Below are 18,404 nucleotides of genomic sequence, written 5' to 3'. Positions count from 1 at the left end.
CCGGCGACTTGTCCTTCCAGCCGCCTGCCTTGCGAAATTTCCTGTGTGGCGTCCGGCGTGCCACCGGATCCCTGCCGCTGCGCGTCGGGCCAATGCCCCGAGCGGGACGCTGGGCGCAAGGATCCAAGAAGGCCGACTGCGAGTTGCAAAAGAGAACATTTGACGGGCTGCGGACCACAGCCGCGCGTCAATCAGCGAAGGACCACCCTATGAGAAACACGGCTGAAAAAGACATGGGTTGGGCAATACCGCTCATGCAGGTTGGGTATTCCGGCCGGGGCCTTGTCTACCTTGCCGTCGCAGGCATCTCGCTTTACTCGATCTGGCGCGGCGGCCACGCGCAAGACACCTCCTCCGCCCTTGGCTGGCTCGAGCACACCTGGGGCGGAGGCGTGGCCCTGTTCCTCATCCTGCTCGGAATGCTGGCCTATGCTGTCTGGCGCACTCTCGACGCCGCATATGACCTCGAGGATTACGGCAGGGACGGAAAGGGCATCGTGGCCCGCCTCGGGATGCTGGTGACCGGCGGTCTTCATCTCGCGATCGGCGTCCTTGCCTTTTCCCTGCTGTTCGGTGCCGGCGGCTCAGAGGGACAGTCCAGCATTCCACGCTATGTCGGGGCCGTGATGGAGTGGCCCGGCGGTCGCTGGATCATCGGCCTGGCCGCGATCCTGATCCTGGCGACAGGCGGGTACTATCTCCGCCAAGGCTGGAAGAACGAGTACCGCCAGCATCTCCGGGCGAACCACTTCACGACACGCTGGAACCCGGTGCTGAAGGCAGGGGTGATGGCGCATGGCGTTGTCATCGGGGTGATCGGGCTGCTGTTCCTGTTCGCAGCATGGCGCGCCGACCCGCAGGCCGCGGGCGGCGTGGGCGAGGCTTTCTCCTGGCTCTCGAACCAGGCGTACGGGCGCCTCCTTGTGATTGCAGTATGCGTCGGTCTGGTCGGTTTCGCGCTTTTCTGCTTCGTCAACGCAGCCTACCGGATCATTCCGAAGGCTTCGGGTCCAGATATTCAGAGCCTGGCTGACAAGCTTATCGGGTAAGTTTTCACGCGGGTCCCCGATGATAGTGCCCCCGGGCATGGTGTATGAGCGCCGACCCCCGGAAAGATTGGGGTTCGATCAGGATGCCACGGCGGGCAGCCTGACGTTGGGATTGTCGGTGACGCGAGCGATCGTTTCAAGGCTCATATAGAGCCGGGCGACGGTCCATTCGTCGTTTGTCTCGAGCATCAGCGCGCCGACGAGACGAATGATTGCATTGTCGTTCGGAAAGATGCCGATGACGTCAGCGCGTCTCTTCACCTCGCGGTTCACCCGCTCCAGTGGATTTGTGCTGGCGATCTGGGCCCAGTGTTCGCGGGGGAAGGACATGTAGGCCAGCACGTCGTCACGGGAGGCGTCCATCAAAACGCCCAGCTTCGGCTGCTTCTCACGGAGCGCATCCGCGACAATATCCCACTGCTTTTCCGCCTCGGCCTTGGTTTCCTGGGCAAAGATCGTCTTCAGCATCGCCGCTATGGCGGTGCGGCTCTTGGCTGAAGCATGGGCCAAGGCGTTGCGCATCCAATGAACCCGGCATCTTTGGTGAGTTGCGTTGAAGACCCGGCGTGCCGCAGCCCGCAGCCCCTTGTGGTCGTCGGCGATCACCAGCTTGACGCCACGCAGGCCGTGGTCGGCACGGCTGCGGAGGAGCTGCATCCAGAACGCCTCGGCCTCCGAGAGGCCGGTCGCGACCCCCGGGACCTCGCGCTTTCCGTCCTCCTTGACCCCGACGGCGATTATCACGGCATGGCTGACAATCCGCCCGCCTTCCCGCACCTTCAGGTAGGTCGCGTCGAGCCACAGGTATGGCCAAGCGCCCTCCAGCGGACGGCTCAGGAACGCATTCACCCGCTCGTCGATCTCGGCACACAGGCGGCTGACCTGACTCTTGGACATGCCGCCCGCGCCCATGGCCTTGACCAGGTCGTCGGCCGAGCGGGTCGAGACGCCGTGGACATAGGCCTCCTGGAGCGAGCCATTGTCCGCCATTGGTTCGAGGACAATGGCGAGCGCCACCAAGGCCTTCTCGGCCGTGCGGCACGTTTCCAGGAAACTCGGGAAGTAGCTGCCCTTCCGGAGCTTCGGGATCTCCAGCGTGATCCGTCCTGCACGGGTGTCCCAATCGCGGTCGCGGTATCCGTTGCGCTGAACCTCCCGCAGCGGCGTTCGCGCGCCCTTGGCAGCCCCGGTCCGCGCCTCAACTTCGGCTTCCATGATCCGCTCGGCCGCAAAGGCCAGCATTTCGCGCACGCGATTGCCATCAGCCTGCTTCTCAACCAGCTCGAATAGCGCCATTCTGTCATCGGTCATCATTCGCCATTGTCGCTCGCACCAATGCCGCGACATGGCTCATTCTCCGTTCCAGGTTTCAGGTCTCGCAACCCAAACCCACTCCGAAGATCGGCGATGACCGCCAGCGTTACCCCCGGCCGCGCGGCTCGCGCTACGCCGAAGGCTCCGCGCGCGGCCTCCTACACCACCACATGGGACACAGCCCCCCGAGCGGATGAAAGCATCGGGGGCTGCTCGAAGCGTTGCAGTATTGAAGCAATGAACGGCATCGCAGCGACTGCCACGCTGTGGCGAGAGCATGGTCCATTGCGAACCTTAACCCGCAGCACACCGCAGACGAGGAAGGATCAGAAAGCCGGTGCCGGTGCGCTGTTTCCGCCCGCCCCAATGGCTTTGCCGTTCCAAGACGCCGTTCAGAACGGCATCAGTGACAGGGCCGATCAGATCGGCGACGGCTTGCAACCCGTATCGGCATGAAAAAGGCGGCTCCACCCCGGAGCCGCCTGGAAGTCGTCGCCGACAGATCGATCAGTTCGCTGCAGTCTGCAGCAGATCGGTGATCCGGCGCACCGATGCGCGGCGGTTCTCGCGAACGTCACCTTCCTGCTGGATCTTCGGAAACTGCTCCCCGTAACCCTGGACAACCATGTTTTCCGGCGGAACCTGGAAATACTCGGTCAGGGCCAGCGCGACGGACTCGGCGCGACGATCCGACAGCGCAAGATTGGCAGCTGCGTCGCCCACGGTGTCGGTGTGACCCTCGATCAGGAAGATTTCCTTCGGGTTGCTGCCGATCGCTTCACGGATCACATTGCCCAGATTGGTCAGCTGCTTGGCCTGGTCGGGGCTGATGGCAGCCGAGTTCGTCTCGAACGTGATGGCGCTGACGTCGACCGGGGCAACCAGCGACCGGACCTGCGGGATGTCGCGGATCTGCGACAGGCTGAAACGGCGGTCGACGGCCGATTCAGCCATCAGGGCTTCGCGCAGTTGCGTCTCGTCCAGATCGGCGGCAGGCCCGTCATAGCCTTTTGCCGGGGCGGGAAGGCTTGCGATGTCGACAGGCTCCACAGCCGTGGTTTCATCCAGCAGAACCGTTTGCGTGCCATCGGCCGACACCAGGGTGCGGCGCAGGACGCGCAGGTCGGCGTCGCGGATCGTCACGACGCGGCTGCCATCCGAGCGGGTGACCACCGTGCGCGAAGACCCGTCATCGAAGTTCTCGGTCGCGACGGTCGAACCCGGCTGGCGCAGCAGGGCCACGTCGTCCTTGATCAGCTGCTGGCTGCCATCCGAACGCGTCACGACGATACGATCAGGCGTCGACAGCGCCACCTGACGGTTGTTGTTCAGCATCGCGCCAACAGCAACGCCGCCCAGCCCCAGCAGAAGCGCCTTGGCCAGGTCGTTGTCGTCATCCTCATCGCCGTCCGGACGCGCCTGGTTGCCCTCGGTCGAGGTCGCCTGCTGCAGCGTCGTGTCGAAATCTTCACTCGACGAGCGGCTGTTTTCCTCGGTGACCTCTTCCTCCGTCACCTCGGCAGTGGCCGCGTCGTCAAGCGCGGCAGCGGCCGGCGGTTCGGTGCGCTGTGCGGCGTCGCGTGCAACCTCCGTTTCGGCTGCGCTCGACTCGGCGGACGCCTCGCCCCCGGCAGTGGTCGTTGCCCGCGCGTCGGTCGAAGTCTTGGCCCCGGTTGCGGCACCAGCGTCCGTTGCGGTCGTCCCGGCCTCGGGCGATGTTCCGGCGGCCTCGGGCGCGGCAGCATCGGCGCCCTTTTGCTCCGCAGCCATCGCCTCGTCCAGCGATGTTTCACCGCCGGCAGTGTCGGCTTTAGCGGCTGCATCGCTCTCGGTCGCTGCCTCGGCGGGTGCAGTCGAGGTCTCGGACGCAGTTCCGGTTGCCTCGGGCGCGGCAGCAACGGCGCCCTCTTGCTCGGCAGCCATCGCCTCATCCAGCGATGTTTCATCGCCGGCCGTATCGGCTTCAGCGGCTGCATCGGCGTCCGCGCCGGACGGAGCTGCCGCAGCGGGTGCATTGGTTTCGCCCTCTGCAGGGGCAGCCGAAGCCTCGGAGGGGGTTTCGGCTGTCCCGGTGGCCGCAGCATCGGCGCCCTCTTGCTCTGCAGCCATTGCCTCGTCCAGCGATGCTTCGTCGCCGGCCGTATCGGCTTCAGCGGCTGCATCCGCCTCCGTGTCGGACGGAGCTGCCGCAGCGGGTGCATCGGTTTCGCCCTCTGCAGGTGCGGCCGAAGCCTTCGAGGGGGCTTCGGGCGCCCCGGTGGCGGCAGCATCGGCGCCCTCTTGCTCCGCAGGCATCGTCTCGTCCGACAGCTGCTCCTCGGTGGCAGAAGCACCGCTTGTGTCCGTCTCAGCTTCCATCGCCGCGCCAGGCTCGGCGGAAGGCTCCTCACCCTCGGTCGCTGCCGGTGTGTCGGTCCCTGCCTCGGCAGCTTCCGCCGGGCTTGCCTCGGCGGCATTGCCCTCGGCAGGCGCGGCATCCTTGGTGGCTGCTCCGGTCGCGGCATCCGCTTGCGGCATGGTTTCGGCGGCGGGCGGCACCACCTGTGCTTCGCCATTCGCCGCCGCCTGGGCTGCTGCCATATGCGGGCTCAGCAACGACAGGCAGGCTGCGATAGCAGTCGTGTTCTGAAAGATTCGGCGCATTTCTGCTCCTTGAGTGCTAGATGTGGGCAGAGAACGGATGGGAGGGGAAAGGGTTCATCTTTCCCTGCTTCAGACTTGACCTTCTCAACCGTCTTCCGGCTTGTTCCCGGCCAGGTCGGCTGTTCTGGCCAGCCGGTTCCGACATGGCTGGCAACCTTTTGCGTTGTGATCTGCAGCCTTGAGGTAGGACTGGTTCCTTCTCTGTAACAGTGCCGTGAGCCGCCAGCGTTCTTCTCGGGTCAAAGCCCTGCACCGGACCTGCTGACGACCAGTCCCACCGCCCGGGGCCAACATGCAGGATCGGGTGAAGGTTTCTCATTCCAGCTTGCGGCAGGCCGGCACGACGGCCAGCCTGCCGGGGAACTTGTCACTCGTAGATGTGGACGATCTTGCGGCTTTGCGGCTCCACCAGGACGGGCCGGTCGTCGACATAAACGTAGCTGTACTGGGATTCGGGAATGGTATGGATCTCGGCCGACTCCGGCACCAGCGTTCCAACGGCTACGTCGCCATCGATGACCACCGATTCGGTCTGGTTCTCCATGACGTAGGTCTTGGTTTCCGGGGTCAGGGCGTCTTCGCTGATGTCGCCGACAACGCCGCCGGCAACGGCTCCGACGGCCGCGCCCACGGGACCGCCGACGGCCGCCCCCGCAATCGCGCCCGAGGCCGCCCCGCCCGCCGCACCGCCGCCCGTGGTCTCGGCATCGGTCTGGACTTCGGTGGTCGAGGGCGTGGTTTCGGTCACGATGGTGGTTTGTGCGACGACGGGACCCGCGACAAGGGCCGCAACAAGAGAGGTGGTAGACAGGATCGACTTCATCTCTGATCTCCAGATTGACAATATGCTATCCAATTCCTTCAAAGACAGTTGGTTCCGGGAAACTGCCGTCGGTCGCAGAGCTTTGAACATGCCGGCTTCTGCCAGCCTTCGCCGCCACATTTGTTCGAGACTGAGTGCCGACGCTGAAGCATATCACCGCACCACCGCAACCTGTGGCGGTCGGCGAAGATCACGCCACTAAGCACGCGCCGATCATCGACCCGCGGCTTCCATGGCTTTATGGGAAAGAAGCCCGCGGGCCTGACACCAGTGGGTTGCGGGCCCAAGCTGAAAGCTCCGGAAAAGCCGTGTTGCTACTCCGGAGCACAGATGCAGCCGCTGGCACCGTTTCATGCGTCGGAACAAGCCTTCCGAACAATGTCGCTGCGCATCCCGAGCCGCGCGAACAGGTCTGCGTCCTGCCATGAAGCCGGGTTGCCGGTGGTCAGAAGCACGTCGCCCGCGAAGATGGAGTTGGCGCCCGCAAGAAAGCACAGGGCTTGCAGCTCGTCGCTCATCCCCGTGCGTCCGGCCGATAGGCGCACGACGCTTTCGGGCATGAGGATGCGCGCCAAGGCCACGGCACGGACCAGAGAGAAGGGCTCGACCGGCTGCGCCATCGTCTTGACCGGGGTGTTGGCGATGGGCTGCCATAGGTTGATCGGAACGCTTTCCGGGTGGCGTTCAAGATTGGCCAGCAGGACAAGCATCGCGATGCGGTCCTCCTCGTCCTCTCCCATGCCGAGGATGCCGCCGCAGCAGACCTTGATGCCGCCCTTCCGCACATGCTCCAGCGTTTCCAGCCGGTCCTCCATGGTGCGGGTGGTGGCAATCCGGGCATAATAGTCGGGCGAGGTGTCGATGTTGTGGTTGTAGAAATCCAGACCGGCCATCTTCAGCCGCGCCACCTGATCGGGCGACAGCATGCCAAGCGTCATGCAGGTTTCCATTCCCAACTCGCGCACGCCTCTGATCATGGCGCAGAGCGCCTCGAGATCGCGATCCTTGGGGCTGCGCCAAGCCGCACCCATACAGAAGCGCTGCGCCCCGGCCGCCTTGGCGCGGCGGGCGGCGGCCAGAACGGCCTCCACCCCCATCAGCTTGGTGGCCTTTACGCCAGTGTCGTGGTGGGCGCTTTGCGAGCAGTAGCCGCAGTCCTCGGGGCAGCCGCCGGTCTTGATGCTGAGAAGGCTCGCCTGTTCCACGACATGGGGATCGAAATGGGCCCGGTGGATGGCTTCGGCGCGATGCATGAGGTCGGGAAAGGGCAGCGCATGAATGGCGCGGGCCTCCTCAAGCGTCCAGTCGTGGCGGATCATGCCCGGCCCTTCCCGCGCATTCTGGTCCAGAGGGCAGCGAGCAGCGCGGCCACGCCGATCTTCAGGAGATCGCCCAGGAGAAAGGGAAGGACTCCCACTGCCAGCACCTTGTCTGCCGGCACGAAGGCAGACAGCCATGCTGCGCCAACCGCATAGATCACCGCCAGACCGGCCAGCATGGCCAGGACCCGCCGCAGCGTGCCCCCGCCGAGCGCCAGCCATCCGACAAGGCCGGCCGCCAGCAGATAGCCGAGAAGATACCCACCCGTGGGACCGGCCATATAGGCAATGCCGATGCCCCGGGCCGGCGATCCGGAAAACACGGGCAGGCCCGCTGCGCCCGCCGCCAGATAGGCGGCCATTGCGCCGACCGCCACCCGAGGCCCTGCAAGAAGGGCAATCGTCATGACCGCAAGCGTGTGCATCGTCATCGGCACCGGCCAGAACGGCACCTGAACCTTGGCCGCAAGCGTGATGAGAGCGGCAAGCGCTGCCGTCAATGGAAGGTGGCGATAAAGAGTCCGGGCTCCTGGCCCGACCAAGCCTGTGCGCGACATCATCATAGGTCTCCCTCAAGAAGCTATCTATGACTAATCAGCGGCTAGCGCCTCGGGCAATGCGGATTATAGATAATCAGCCAAGTATAACGTAACGATTTGAACGGCCATCAGAATTTTGGACATTTCGTCTTCCCGGCCGGCTTACATGCTTTGACAGGATCGTGCAGGCCACATCCGTCTGGCCCCGGCGCAGCGCGGCAAGGATCGCACGGTGTTCATGATCTGTCTGCGCCTCCCATTCCGTGCGCCACGCCGCAAACAGGAAGCGCGCGCTGGCCATGTGCAGGCCATCGATGGTCGACAGCAGACGGGGCATCGCGCAGGGCGTCAGGATCAGGCGATGGAAGCGGCGATTGGCGGCTTCCCACTCGCGCACCTCGCGCGAGGCGTCTGCAGCACGTGTCGCTTCCTCGGCGGCATCCAGCATGGCAAGGGTGATCTTGGGTGCTGCGTGCCGCAAGGCCAGAACCTCGAGCGAGGCGCGCATCGCTGCAACCTCGTGCAGTTCTTCCACATCAAACGACGTGACCCGCATGCCGCGCCGCGGCTCACTGACTGCCAACCCCTGCGCCTCCAGATGACGGAACGCTTCCCGGACAGGTACATGGCTTGCGCCGAATTCCGTCGCGATGTGATCCTGCCGCAAGGGGGTGCCCGGAGGTATGGTCCCCGTGATGATGCGATCTGCCAGGCTGCGGGCGATCTTCACCGCCAGGGTATCTTCAGGCTTATGCTTCATTCGATTATAGATAATGGTCCGTCCGGCAAACGTCCACGCCGATGTTTGCGCGAAGAACCCTGTCCACGGTGATCGACACACTGCCATGGCGCAAGGCGATCGAGCAGATCAAATCCGCGCCGCACGGCCAATCAGATCAGCACTGCCAGCAATGGCAGGACCAGGATCGCGTGAGCAGACAGGCCGGGCACGGCGTCACCATCCAGCCGTTCGCGGATGCGCAGGGCAGCCGCGCGAGGTGCCCTGCGCTCTCCTGACGCCGGAGGATGTCTGGCCGCAGGGAGATCGCCTGCGGGTCCTGCAGCCGCCTATGACGACCATCCCTCCAGCGCCGCCACGAAGGCCGACAGCCAACTGTTGGTCTGGTGGCCGTCCAGCGCGCGGTGGTCGATGGTCAGCGAGACATAGGCCATCGGCCGGATCTGGATCGTGTCGGTGCCGTTCACCTCGCGCACGACGACGCGCTTTTCCAGCTTGCCGACGCCCAGGATGGCCGACTGCGGCTGGTTGATGATGATCGGCGCCGCCAGCAGCGACCCCGACACCCCGTGGTTCGAGATGGTGAAGGTGCCGCCCGCCATGTCGGCCGGGCCAAGCTGGCCCGCGCGGGCGCGGTTGGTCTGGTCCTGAAGCGCGGCCGCCACGCCCTTCAGCGACAGGTTCTGCGCCCGGGCGATCACCGGCACGACCAGCCCCTTGTCGCCAAGCGCCGTGCCGATGCCGATGTTGATGTCGCGGAAGATTTCCAGCCGGTCCTCGTGCCAGCGGCTGTTCACCTGGGGCACCGCCCGCATCGCGGCGACGCAGGCCATGACGACATAGGCCGTATAGCTGAGATTGATGCCGTCCCGGGCGAAGTCCGCCTTGTGCTTCGCGCGATGCGCCATCAGCGGGCCGAAATCCGCCTCGAAGACAGCCGTCACCTGCGGCGCCTGCGTGACCGAGGCCAGCATGTTGCGCGCGATGGCCAGCCGCATCCGGTCATGCGGCACGAAGGTCGAGCCCTCGGCGGACGCGCCCGTCCGGACCTGCGCAGGTTCCGGTTCAGCCAGCGGCTGTTCGGCCGGGGGCGCAGGCGGACGCGTCCTTGCCGCGGACAGCACGTCGTCGCGCGTCAGCCGCCCGTCGCGCCCGGTGCCCGTGATGCCGGCGGGATCAAGGCCGGTTTCGGCCAGCGCCTTGCGCACGGCAGGGGAATGGCGCGTTTCCGCCGCCTTCGCCTGCGGCTGATCCGGTTCGGCGGTCTTGTCCGGCCTGGCCTCCAACGGCGGCGGCGCATCCGATGCCGCGGTGTCGATGCGGGCCAGAACCGCGCCCGGCCTTGCCTCGGCGCCCGGCGCGATCAGGATCTCGGCCAGGACACCCGCGACCAGGGCCGGAACCTCAACCGTGACCTTGTCGGTTTCCAGTTCGACCAGCGGGTCGTTGACCGCGACCCTTTGGCCCGGCCGGACATACCACTGGTGGATCTTCGCGGTGGTGCCTTCCTGCTCCAGCGGAACGATGACGTCATGCATGGCTCAGAACCCCACCAGGTCGTCAAGCTTGGCGCCGATGCTGGCGACCGAGGGCACCACGTGATCCAGAAGCACCGGGTTATGCGGCGAGGGGATGTCGGGCATGGTCAGGCGCATGACAGGCGCATCCAGGTCCATGAAGGCGGCATCGGCGACGCGCGCCGCGATTTCCGCGCCAAAGCCTGCGGTCTGCAGATCCTCGTGCACGATCAGGCAGCGCCCGGTGCGGCGGACCGAGGCCAGCACGGTGTCCTGGTCCCAGGGCATGAGCGTCCGCAGGTCGATCACCTCGGCGTCGCGGCCCTCGGCCGCCTCCTCGCAGCGCGGGACCATGGCGCCCCAGGTGACGACCGTGGCCCTCGAGCCGCTGCGCGTGACGCGGGCCTTGCCGAAGGGCAGCGCGAAATCGTCGCCCGGCCATTGCCGGCGCGCCCAGGCATGATCCAGCATCGCCCGATGCTCGAAGAAGACCACCGGGTCGTTGCCGCGCAGGGCCGTGCGCAACAGGCCCACGGCGTCCTCGGCATTCGAGGGCACGGCGACCTTCCAGCCGGGATTGTGGACAAAGGCCACCTCGTTCGTCTGGCTGTGCCAGGGATCGCCGCATTTGAAGAACCCGCCCGGCATCCGCAGCACCATCGGCGCGGCAAAGCCGTTGGCGGTGCGCCAGCGCATGGTGCCGCAGTCGTTGATCTGCTCGGTCGCGGGTTCGGCATATTTGCGGAACTGGATTTCCGGCACCGGCATCAGCCCCGCAAGGGCCATGCCGACGGCGCGGCCGACGATGCCTTCCTCGGACAGGCTGGTGTCGAAGACGCGGCCGGCCCCGTATTTCTCCTGCAGGCCCAGGGTGACGGCATGGACGCCGCCCTTGGGGCCGATATCCTCGCCGAACAGCACCACGCGGGGGTTCAGGGCCATCTCCTGGTCGAGGACGCGGCGGATCGCCGTCACCATGTTGATGCGCTGGCCTTCGGGCCGAGGCTGGTCGCTGGACGGCACCACCACATGGCCATGCGCATGGATGCCGCCCATCTTCTGCATCTCGCCTTCGTAGAAGACATGCCGGGCCACGCGTCCGGGATCCGCGACCGGGCGCCGATCAGCCTCTTCAAGCGCCCGTTCGGCCATGGCGCGGCCTTCGGCGGACAGGCGGTCCCATTCCGCCTGGTCCATGGCGGCGGGGACAAGATGGTCCTGCAGGCGTGGCAGCGGATCGCGGCGCCATTCCTCGGCCACGAAGGCTTCGGGCTTGTAGGCCTGGGTGTCCTGGAAGCTGTGGCCCTGAAGGCGCGGCACAGTCAGGCGCAGCAGCGCGGGACCGCGCGTTTCGCGGACATGGGCGACGGCTGCGGCGGTCAGGGTTGCCGCCTCGGCGGGGTCGGCGCCGTCGCCCGACAGGATCTCCAGCCCCTGCCACGCGGCGAGACTGGCGGAAATGTCGCCTCCCGGCGCATTGAAGACCGACGGGACCGAGATGCCATAGCCGTTGTCCTCGATGTAAAACAGCATCGGCAGATTCTGGGTCGTGGCGATCATCAGCGCCGCCCAGAAGCCGTTGCTTGCGACCGACCCGTCGCCGCCCAGGACGACCGCGATGGAACGACCATGCTCCTCGGATCCCAGCATCTCGGCGTGATAGCGCAGCGCCTGCGCCCAGCCTGCCGTTGGCGTGTACTGAGAGCCCACGCCGCCGCACATCGGCAGGGCGGTCGTGCCTTGGGGATTGGGCCAGTTGAAGACCACGCCGATGTCGCGGCCATCCGAATAGCCGCCCTCGCGCGCCATCGAGGATGACAGCGCCTCGACCGGATCCACCCCGAGCGCCAGGAGCAGGGGGCGCGAGCGGTAATAGCCGCAGACCGCGTCATGGCGGCCGGTCAGGTTCCGGGCCAGCAGGATCTGCGCCATGTCGTGGCCGCGGGCCGAGAACTGGTAGAGCACCTTCTTTTCGGGAACGAGACGCGTTTCCTCCATCTCGTCAAGGGCACGGGACAGGGCCAGCACCCGCAGCACGGCGGGCCAGTCCACCGATGCGTCCGGTGTGTTCTGCAGGTTCTTCCTGATTGCGACCGACATCGGCGAAAGCCTCCCCTTGTGCGCGCTTTGCGGCGTATCCCCAGCTTCACGGTGACAGATCGGCGTGGTATGGGCTTATCTTGTTTGGTCGCGGATGACCGAAACATGAAATATCCGTTTCGCGGCAGCCAGGAACCAGAACAGTATGCCTCAACTTGACGCTTTGGATGAGCGGATATTGTCAGCGCTGCAACGCGACGGATCGCTCAGCAGCGCGTCGCTGGCCGAACGGGTCAACGCCTCGCCCGCATCATGCTGGCGGCGGGTGAAGGCGCTGGAAGACGCGGGCATCCTTGGCCCCGCTGTCCGGCTGGTCAGGCCCGAGGCCGTCGGGCGCGACCTGGATGTCTTCTGCCAGATCCGCATGCGCTCGCAGGACGCTGCGGCACGGCAGGAATTCCAGCGCGCCATGTCCGCCGAACCCACGATCCTCGAGGTTTATTCGATATCGGGCGAATGGGATTACCTGCTGCACCTGGTGGTGCGGGGCATGAAGGATTACGAGGACATCCTGATGCACCGGATCCTGGCGCACAAATCGGTCGCCACGGCATCCAGCGTCTTTGCCCTGCGCCGCGTGAAGCACACCACTGCGGTGCCCTGCTGAACGGCTTGGGGTGCCAGGACCGATCCTGACCGCGACGATGGCCCGGTCAGTCCCCCGGCCCCGCCAGGCGCAGCAGCGCGCGGCGGAAGGCCGGGGCGTCCTCGCCCAGTTCGGCCAGCAGTTCCGCCTGATAGGCTTCGGCAATGCGGCCAAGGCGGTCCATAAGCGCCCGGCCCGTCGCGGTCAGTTCCAGCGCGACCAGCCGCTGGTCCCTGTCATGGCCGGACCTGCTCAGGTATCCTGCCGCCTCCAGCCGCGTGGCCGCCCGGCTGACAACGGATTTGTCGAGGTTCACCCGCGCGGTGATGTCGCGCACGCTGACCGGGCCGGACCCGTCAAGATGCGCCAGCACCCGCCATTCGGGGATCGTCAGCCCGGCCTCGGCCGCATAACGCTCCGCGAAGCGGCGGCTGACCTGCGCGGCGGCCACGCTGAGGCGATAGGGCAGGAACTGGTCCAGTTCGAAGGGCATCAGCGCATCCTTTTCCCGGCAACAGACCAGAAAGACGTTGCGCTCGCAACAAGAATGCGCCGGATCAAAGATGGCCGTTGACATCGTTGCCACTGCAACATTATTCATTGCATCAGCAACGTTCATGGGAGGATCTTCCCGATGACCATCCAGCAGTTGCCCGACGGCATGATTCGCGCGACCGGAACGCAGGGCACCGCCCCTGGCTACATGCCGGGCTTCGGCAACGACTTCGAGACCGAGGCCCTGCCGGGCGCCCTGCCCCAAGGCCAGAACAGCCCGCAGAAATGCAACTATGGCCTTTACGCCGAGCAGCTGTCGGGCACCGCCTTCACCGCGCCCCGCGGGCAGAACGAACGGACCTGGTGCTATCGCATCCGCCCATCGGTCCATCACACCGGGCGCTTCAAGCAGATCGACGTGCCCTACTGGAAGACCGCGCCGCACATCCGGGACGGCATCGTCAGCCTGGGCCAATACCGTTGGGATCCGATCCCGGTGCCGGACCAGGACCTGACCTGGATCACGGGAATGCGGACCATCACCACGGCGGGCGACGTGAACATCCAGGTGGGCATGGCGTCCCATGTCTATCTGGTCACGCAATCCATGCAGGACGAATACTTCTTCTCGGCCGACAGCGAGTTGCTGGTCGTGCCGCAGGAAGGCCGTCTGCGGTTCTGCACCGAATTGGGGATCATCGACCTGGAGCCGAAGGAGATCGCCATCATCCCGCGCGGCCTCGTCTATCGGGTCGAGGTTCTGGAAGGTCCCTGCCGCGGCTTTGTCTGCGAAAACTACGGACAGAAGTTCGACCTGCCGGGCCGTGGGCCCATCGGCGCCAACTGCCTGGCGAACCCCCGCGACTTCAAGTGCCCCGTTGCGGCCTTCGAGGATCGCGAGGTCGGTTCCCGCGTTGTCATCAAGTGGTGCGGCCAGTTCCACGAGACCTGGATCGGCCATTCGCCGCTGGACGTGGTGGCCTGGCACGGCAATTATTGCGCCTACAAATACGACCTGCGCACCTATTCGCCGGTGGGCGCGATCCTGTTCGACCATCCCGATCCGTCGATCTTCACGGTCCTGACCGCGCCCTCGGGGCAGGAGGGCACCGCCAACATCGACTTCGTGCTGTTCCGCGAACGCTGGATGGTGGCCGAGCATTCCTTCCGCCCACCCTGGTATCACAAGAACATCATGTCCGAGCTGATGGGCAACATCTACGGCATCTATGACGCCAAGCCGCAGGGCTTCGCGCCGGGCGGCATCAGCTTGCACAACTGCATGCTGCCCCACGGTCCCGACCGCGACGCCTTCGAGGGCGCCAGCAACGCCGAACTGAAGCCCGAGAAGCTCGACAACACCATGTCCTTCATGTTCGAGACGCGCTTTCCCCAGCACCTGACCGAATTCGCCGCCAAGGAAGCGCCGATCCAGCAGGAATACATCGAAGTCTGGGACCGGCTGGAAAAGAAATTCGACGGCACGCCCGGCGTGAAATGAGGCGCCGAAGGCCGGGGGCTGTCTGCCCCCGGACCCCCGAGGATATTTCCGTGAAGAAGAAAGAGGCAGGATGCCCCTGGTCCGATCTTGGCTGGAAAGTGCTAATCATCCCGAATGTCCCTTTCCGCTGAACAACCTGCCTTATGGCGTCTTCTCGGTCGCGGGGGATGCGCCGCGCTGCGGGGCGGCGATCGGCGACAGGATCGTCGATCTGGCGGATGCCGAGGCGCGCGGGCTGCTGGATGCCGGCGGAACCTTCGCGCAGCCGCAACTTAATGGCTTCATGGCGCTTGGCCGGGCGAAATGGGCCGAGATCCGGGCGCGCCTGACCAGGTTGCTGGCCGAGGGTGCGACGGATGATCTGACGCTGGTGCCAATGTCCGAGGCCAGGCTGCACCTGCCGATCCGGGTGACGGAATACACCGACTTCTATGCCTCGAGGAACCACGCCTTCAACATGGGCGTGTTGTTCCGGGGACCGGAAAACGCCCTGCCGCCGCAATGGACGCACATGCCCATCGGCTATAACGGGCGCGCCTCGTCGGTGGTGGTCTCAGGCACGCCGATCCGCCGCCCGATGGGGCAGATCCGGGGCGAGAACGGACCGGAATGGGCCCCCTGCCGGCGGCTGGATCTGGAACTGGAACTGGGCGCCATCGTCGGCGCCGACAGCGTGATGGGCCAGCGCGTCAGCGTGGAGCAGGCCGAGGACATGATCTTCGGCTATGTGCTGCTGAACGACTGGTCGGCGCGCGACGTGCAGGCCTGGGAATACCAGCCCCTGGGTCCGTTCCAGTCCAAGGCGCTTGGCACCACCATCGGCCCCTGGATCGTCACGCAGGCCGCACTGGAGCCGTTCCGCAGCGCGGGCGCGGACCGGGTGAACCCTCTGCTGCCCTATCTGGCCGAGCAGCGGCCCGGACTTTACGATCTGGAGATAGGCTGGTCTATGAACGGGCAGGTCATGGCGCGCACGAACTACAACGTCATGTATTATTCCAGCGCCCAGCAACTGGCGCATCACACCAGTTCGGGCTGTCCGATGCGGGTGGGTGATCTGCTGGGTTCGGGCACAATCAGCGGCCCATCGCCCGACCAGTCCGGCGCCTTGCTGGAGATGACGGAGGGCGGCAGGAAGCCCGTCATGGTGAATGGCGAAAGCCGCACCTTCATCCAGGATGGCGACGAGATCGCGCTGTTCGCGACGGCCCGGGGCGACGGCTATCGCATCGGCTTCGGCCCCTGCACCGGGACCATCCTGCCCGCCCGGCCATGAGGGTGGTGCTGCACGATCATTGGCGGTCTTCCGCATCCTGCCGGGTGCCGTTCGCGCTGAACCTCAGGGGCATCGCCCATGGCTGCCGCCCGGGGTGGCCGACTGCACGCTGGTCCCGCAGCTTTGCTACGCGACCCGCTACGGCGTGGACTGCACCTGCCACGCAACGCCGCCATCCCGGCCTTGTTGCCGCCCATCCCGGCGCCTGCGCGCCTACGGCCGCATAGGCAGGCCTTCAGCCTGGCGAGATGCCGCGGTCGTCCTTCAGGGTCTTGAGCACGATCTCGGACCGGACCTGGGACACCTGCGGGTTCGGCAGCAGCTGCCGGTGCATGAAATCCGCAAAGGCTTCGAGATCGCGCACCCGCACGTCCAGGATGTAGTCCGCGTCCCCCGAGACCGAAAAGGCCGACCGGATCTGGCTGTGGCTTTCGACGAAGCGGGCAAAGTCGCCCTCGTTCGTCTGGCCGTGAATCGACAGGTTGACGCGGATGATCGCGCGCAAGCCGTAACCCAGTTTCGCGGCGTTCAGGCGTGCGGAATAACCCTCGATCACGCCCGCTTCCTCCAGCGCCGCGCGTCTGCGCGAGCATTGCGAGGCCGACAGGTTCACCACCTCGGCCAGGGCGGCATTGGTCAGCGACCCGTCCTTCTGCAATGCAGAAAGAAGCGCAATGTCGAAGGCATCCAGCTTCATCTCACGCGCCCTTCCGCTTTTCATGCACAATTCATGCAAAACTTGCCTCAAACCGGTGCGTTTCGCAAGCACCGTGCAGGCGATCCGTGGGACTGTTTCCTGTCCCGCAGCGAACAGGAGGAGATCATGGGCCCGTTCCCGCACAACGCCCCGAAGGCCACGATCAGCACGGCCAACCCCGCCGGCACCGACGGCTTCGAATTCGTCGAATTCGCCCACCCGGACCCCCAGGTGCTGGACCGCATATTTCGCCAGATGGGCTTCACGCCCGTGGCGCGGCACAAGACCAGGGACATCACCCTCTATCGCCAGGGCGACATCAACTATCTGCTGAACGCCGACCCCGACAGCCATGCCGCGGGCTTCGTGCGGGAACACGGGCCCTGCGCCCCGGCGATGGCCTGGCGCGTGGTGGATGCGCAGGCGGCGCTGAAGCGCGCGCTGGATCTGGGCGCCACCGAATATACCGGCCCCGGCAAGTCGATCGAGGCGCCCGCCGTTTACGGCATCGGCGGCTCGCTTCTGTATTTCATCGACACCTATGGCGAGGGGGGCAGCGCCTATCAGGCCGACTACCAATGGCTGGGCGAGGCGGACCCGCGCCCGGTTGGCTTCGGCTTCTACTACCTGGACCACCTGACCCATAACGTGATCCGCGGCAACATGGACACGTGGTACAAGTTCTACCACGACACGTTCAATTTCCGCGAAATCAGATATTTTGACATCAAGGGCAAGCAGACCGGCCTTGTCAGCCGGGCGCTGACCTCTCCCGACGGCAAGATCCGCATCCCGATAAACGAATCCACCGACGATCACAGCCAGATCGAGGAATACCTGCGCGAATACAAGGGCGAGGGCATCCAGCACATCGCCATCGCGTCGGAGGATATCTATGCCGGAACCGACCAGATCCGCGACGCCGGGATGGAGTTCATGCCGGGGCCGCCCGACACCTACTACGAGATGTCGCACCGCCGCGTGAAGGGCCATGCCGAACCAATCGAGCGGATGAAGAAACACGGCATCCTGATCGACGGCGAAGGCGTGGTCGGCGGCGGCGAGACCCGGATCCTGCTGCAGATCTTCTCGAAAACGGTGATCGGCCCGATCTTCTTCGAGTTCATCCAGCGTAAGGGAGACGACGGCTTCGGCGAGGGCAACTTCCGCGCGCTGTTCGAATCCATCGAGGAAGACCAGGTCCGCCGCGGCGTGCTGACCGCCGTGCCCGCCGCATGATTTCGCCACGACATGGCCCGCCCGCAGCCTGCGGACGGGTCTTGCAGGAGATCGCATGATGGCCTGGACCGACTATTCCTCTGCCCCGGCGGCGGGAACACCGGTCTGCGGCATGGCCCAGATCGATGGCGTGATGTCCCTGTCGGTGACAACGGACAGGGGCGCGTTCCCGCTGCTGCTGGTGCGGGTGGGGGACACCTTGCGCGCCTATGTCAACGCCTGCCCCCACCAGTACCTGCCGCTGGATTATCGCGGCAAGCAGCTTCTCTCGGCGGATGGAGCCATGCTGATGTGCACGGCCCACGGCGCCCGCTTCGACATCCTGACGGGCGAGGCGGTCGAGGGCGCGGAATGCGGGCTGGACCCGGTGCCGGTCGATGTCGTCGGCGGCACCGTTGTCATCGCCAAAGGCTGACCTGCCGGGCATCCCTCCCGCCGGGTCATTCCACCTGCGCCAGACCGTGCCCGGTGTCCTTTGGCCGCCCGGCAAGCCGTCGTGCAAGGCCGATTGCGAGCGACCTCGGCGCCGGTCGATCCTTGGCGCAAGGCGGCCGGCGCGCACCGTTT

18 protein-coding genes are annotated in these 18,404 nt (G+C 65.7%); 8 read left to right on the top strand and 10 right to left on the bottom strand.

The features are described 5' to 3' along the window. The first annotated feature begins 209 nt into the window (after positions 1–209). The gene (locus OU682_RS13635) at positions 210–1,049 is read left to right on the top strand and encodes a DUF1206 domain-containing protein (protein WP_268942702.1); all 840 of its coding nucleotides are present in this window, start codon (positions 210–212) and stop codon (positions 1,047–1,049) included. A 78-nt stretch (positions 1,050–1,127) separates the two neighbouring features. Here OU682_RS13635 and OU682_RS13630 read toward each other — a convergent pair whose 3' ends face one another. After that, positions 1,128–2,360: an IS256 family transposase gene (locus OU682_RS13630; protein ID WP_268942701.1), complete on the bottom strand. Its 1,233-nt coding sequence runs from the start codon at positions 2,358–2,360 to the stop codon at positions 1,128–1,130. Between the two features lie 240 nt (positions 2,361–2,600). On the opposite strand from OU682_RS13630, the gene OU682_RS13625 reads away from it, so the two are divergent. Next, a complete protein-coding gene (locus OU682_RS13625) occupies positions 2,601–2,819 on the top strand; it encodes a hypothetical protein (RefSeq protein ID WP_268942700.1) in 219 nt (72 codons plus the stop codon). 51 nt (positions 2,820–2,870) lie between these two features. Here the strand turns inward: OU682_RS13625 and OU682_RS13620 are convergent, their stop codons facing one another. The 5 genes from OU682_RS13620 to OU682_RS13600 all read right to left on the bottom strand — a co-directional run bounded on the left by OU682_RS13620 (position 2,871) and on the right by OU682_RS13600 (position 8,447). Further along, positions 2,871–5,006, bottom strand: coding sequence for an OmpA family protein (locus tag OU682_RS13620; protein WP_268942699.1), 2,136 nt, complete (start codon positions 5,004–5,006; stop codon positions 2,871–2,873). 367 nt (positions 5,007–5,373) lie between these two features. Continuing rightward, positions 5,374–5,829, bottom strand: coding sequence for a DUF1236 domain-containing protein (locus tag OU682_RS13615; protein WP_268942698.1), 456 nt, complete (start codon positions 5,827–5,829; stop codon positions 5,374–5,376). A gap of 350 nt (positions 5,830–6,179) precedes the next feature. Then, positions 6,180–7,148: a biotin synthase BioB gene (bioB, locus tag OU682_RS13610; protein ID WP_268942697.1), complete on the bottom strand. Its 969-nt coding sequence runs from the start codon at positions 7,146–7,148 to the stop codon at positions 6,180–6,182. Beyond that, positions 7,145–7,711 (bottom strand): biotin transporter BioY, encoded by a 567-nt coding sequence (locus tag OU682_RS13605; RefSeq protein WP_371832245.1) that lies wholly within the window; start codon positions 7,709–7,711, stop codon positions 7,145–7,147. The genes bioB and OU682_RS13605 overlap by 4 nt, the downstream gene beginning before the upstream one ends. A 70-nt stretch (positions 7,712–7,781) precedes the next feature. Further along, positions 7,782–8,447: a GntR family transcriptional regulator gene (locus OU682_RS13600; RefSeq protein WP_268942720.1), complete on the bottom strand. Its 666-nt coding sequence runs from the start codon at positions 8,445–8,447 to the stop codon at positions 7,782–7,784. A 68-nt stretch (positions 8,448–8,515) separates the two neighbouring features. Between OU682_RS13600 and OU682_RS13595 the strand changes: the two genes are divergently transcribed. Beyond that, a complete protein-coding gene (locus tag OU682_RS13595; protein WP_268942695.1) occupies positions 8,516–8,704 on the top strand; it encodes a hypothetical protein in 189 nt (62 codons plus the stop codon). A gap of 51 nt (positions 8,705–8,755) precedes the next feature. On the opposite strand, the gene OU682_RS13590 is transcribed toward OU682_RS13595, so the two are convergent. Beyond that, positions 8,756–9,964 (bottom strand): dihydrolipoamide acetyltransferase family protein, encoded by a 1,209-nt coding sequence (locus OU682_RS13590; RefSeq protein WP_268942694.1) that lies wholly within the window; start codon positions 9,962–9,964, stop codon positions 8,756–8,758. Between the two features lie 3 nt (positions 9,965–9,967). Continuing rightward, positions 9,968–12,043, bottom strand: a complete 2,076-nt coding sequence (locus OU682_RS13585; protein WP_268942693.1) for an alpha-ketoacid dehydrogenase subunit alpha/beta — start codon at positions 12,041–12,043, stop codon at positions 9,968–9,970. A gap of 145 nt (positions 12,044–12,188) precedes the next feature. On the opposite strand from OU682_RS13585, the gene OU682_RS13580 reads away from it, so the two are divergent. Further along, complete coding sequence (locus OU682_RS13580; protein ID WP_268942692.1) at positions 12,189–12,650, top strand: Lrp/AsnC family transcriptional regulator; 462 nt, start codon at positions 12,189–12,191, stop codon at positions 12,648–12,650. Between the two features lie 46 nt (positions 12,651–12,696). On the opposite strand, the gene OU682_RS13575 is transcribed toward OU682_RS13580, so the two are convergent. Further along, positions 12,697–13,122 carry a MarR family winged helix-turn-helix transcriptional regulator gene (locus tag OU682_RS13575; protein WP_268942691.1) on the bottom strand — a complete coding sequence of 142 codons (426 nt, stop codon included), beginning with the start codon at positions 13,120–13,122 and terminating at the stop codon, positions 12,697–12,699. A gap of 141 nt (positions 13,123–13,263) precedes the next feature. Here OU682_RS13575 and hmgA point away from each other — a divergent pair, with 141 nt between their 5' ends. Together hmgA and fahA are read left to right on the top strand one after the other, a co-directional pair. Beyond that, on the top strand, positions 13,264–14,625 hold the full coding sequence (gene hmgA, locus OU682_RS13570) for a homogentisate 1,2-dioxygenase (RefSeq protein ID WP_268942690.1): 1,362 nt from the start codon (positions 13,264–13,266) through the stop codon (positions 14,623–14,625). Between the two features lie 70 nt (positions 14,626–14,695). Beyond that, positions 14,696–15,901 (top strand): fumarylacetoacetase, encoded by a 1,206-nt coding sequence (gene fahA / locus OU682_RS13565; protein ID WP_268942689.1) that lies wholly within the window; start codon positions 14,696–14,698, stop codon positions 15,899–15,901. A gap of 235 nt (positions 15,902–16,136) precedes the next feature. Here the strand turns inward: fahA and OU682_RS13560 are convergent, their stop codons facing one another. After that, positions 16,137–16,622, bottom strand: coding sequence for an Lrp/AsnC family transcriptional regulator (locus OU682_RS13560; protein WP_268942687.1), 486 nt, complete (start codon positions 16,620–16,622; stop codon positions 16,137–16,139). A 102-nt stretch (positions 16,623–16,724) separates the two neighbouring features. Here OU682_RS13560 and hppD point away from each other — a divergent pair, with 102 nt between their 5' ends. Then, entirely contained in the window at positions 16,725–17,837 is a 1,113-nt protein-coding gene (gene hppD / locus OU682_RS13555; protein ID WP_268942686.1) for a 4-hydroxyphenylpyruvate dioxygenase, read from the top strand. A gap of 55 nt (positions 17,838–17,892) precedes the next feature. Further along, the gene (locus OU682_RS13550) at positions 17,893–18,252 is read left to right on the top strand and encodes a Rieske (2Fe-2S) protein (RefSeq protein ID WP_268942685.1); all 360 of its coding nucleotides are present in this window, start codon (positions 17,893–17,895) and stop codon (positions 18,250–18,252) included. Positions 18,253–18,404: the final 152 nt, after the last annotated feature.

Origin of the sequence: Paracoccus benzoatiresistens, from assembly GCF_026913015.1 — a bacterium.
GTDB lineage: Bacteria > Pseudomonadota > Alphaproteobacteria > Rhodobacterales > Rhodobacteraceae > Paracoccus > Paracoccus benzoatiresistens.
The sequence above is the reverse complement of the archived record's forward strand: the minus strand, read 5'-3'. Positions and strand labels throughout refer to the sequence as shown.

Coding starts and splice junctions, on each gene's coding strand:
- hppD (WP_268942686.1), top strand. CDS start 16,725: ATGGGCCCGTTCCCGCACAACGCCCCGAAGGCCACGATCAGCACGGCC.
- OU682_RS13620 (WP_268942699.1), bottom strand. CDS start 5,006: ATGCGCCGAATCTTTCAGAACACGACTGCTATCGCAGCCTGCCTGTCG.
- OU682_RS13615 (WP_268942698.1), bottom strand. CDS start 5,829: ATGAAGTCGATCCTGTCTACCACCTCTCTTGTTGCGGCCCTTGTCGCG.
- OU682_RS13635 (WP_268942702.1), top strand. CDS start 210: ATGAGAAACACGGCTGAAAAAGACATGGGTTGGGCAATACCGCTCATG.
- OU682_RS13630 (WP_268942701.1), bottom strand. CDS start 2,360: ATGACCGATGACAGAATGGCGCTATTCGAGCTGGTTGAGAAGCAGGCT.
- OU682_RS13600 (WP_268942720.1), bottom strand. CDS start 8,447: ATGAAGCATAAGCCTGAAGATACCCTGGCGGTGAAGATCGCCCGCAGC.
- OU682_RS13590 (WP_268942694.1), bottom strand. CDS start 9,964: ATGCATGACGTCATCGTTCCGCTGGAGCAGGAAGGCACCACCGCGAAG.
- OU682_RS13550 (WP_268942685.1), top strand. CDS start 17,893: ATGATGGCCTGGACCGACTATTCCTCTGCCCCGGCGGCGGGAACACCG.
- bioB (WP_268942697.1), bottom strand. CDS start 7,148: ATGATCCGCCACGACTGGACGCTTGAGGAGGCCCGCGCCATTCATGCG.
- hmgA (WP_268942690.1), top strand. CDS start 13,264: ATGACCATCCAGCAGTTGCCCGACGGCATGATTCGCGCGACCGGAACG.
- OU682_RS13560 (WP_268942687.1), bottom strand. CDS start 16,622: ATGAAAAGCGGAAGGGCGCGTGAGATGAAGCTGGATGCCTTCGACATT.
- OU682_RS13580 (WP_268942692.1), top strand. CDS start 12,189: ATGCCTCAACTTGACGCTTTGGATGAGCGGATATTGTCAGCGCTGCAA.
- fahA (WP_268942689.1), top strand. CDS start 14,696: ATGCCCCTGGTCCGATCTTGGCTGGAAAGTGCTAATCATCCCGAATGT.
- OU682_RS13585 (WP_268942693.1), bottom strand. CDS start 12,043: ATGTCGGTCGCAATCAGGAAGAACCTGCAGAACACACCGGACGCATCG.
- OU682_RS13625 (WP_268942700.1), top strand. CDS start 2,601: ATGAACGGCATCGCAGCGACTGCCACGCTGTGGCGAGAGCATGGTCCA.
- OU682_RS13575 (WP_268942691.1), bottom strand. CDS start 13,122: ATGCCCTTCGAACTGGACCAGTTCCTGCCCTATCGCCTCAGCGTGGCC.
- OU682_RS13605 (WP_371832245.1), bottom strand. CDS start 7,711: ATGATGATGTCGCGCACAGGCTTGGTCGGGCCAGGAGCCCGGACTCTT.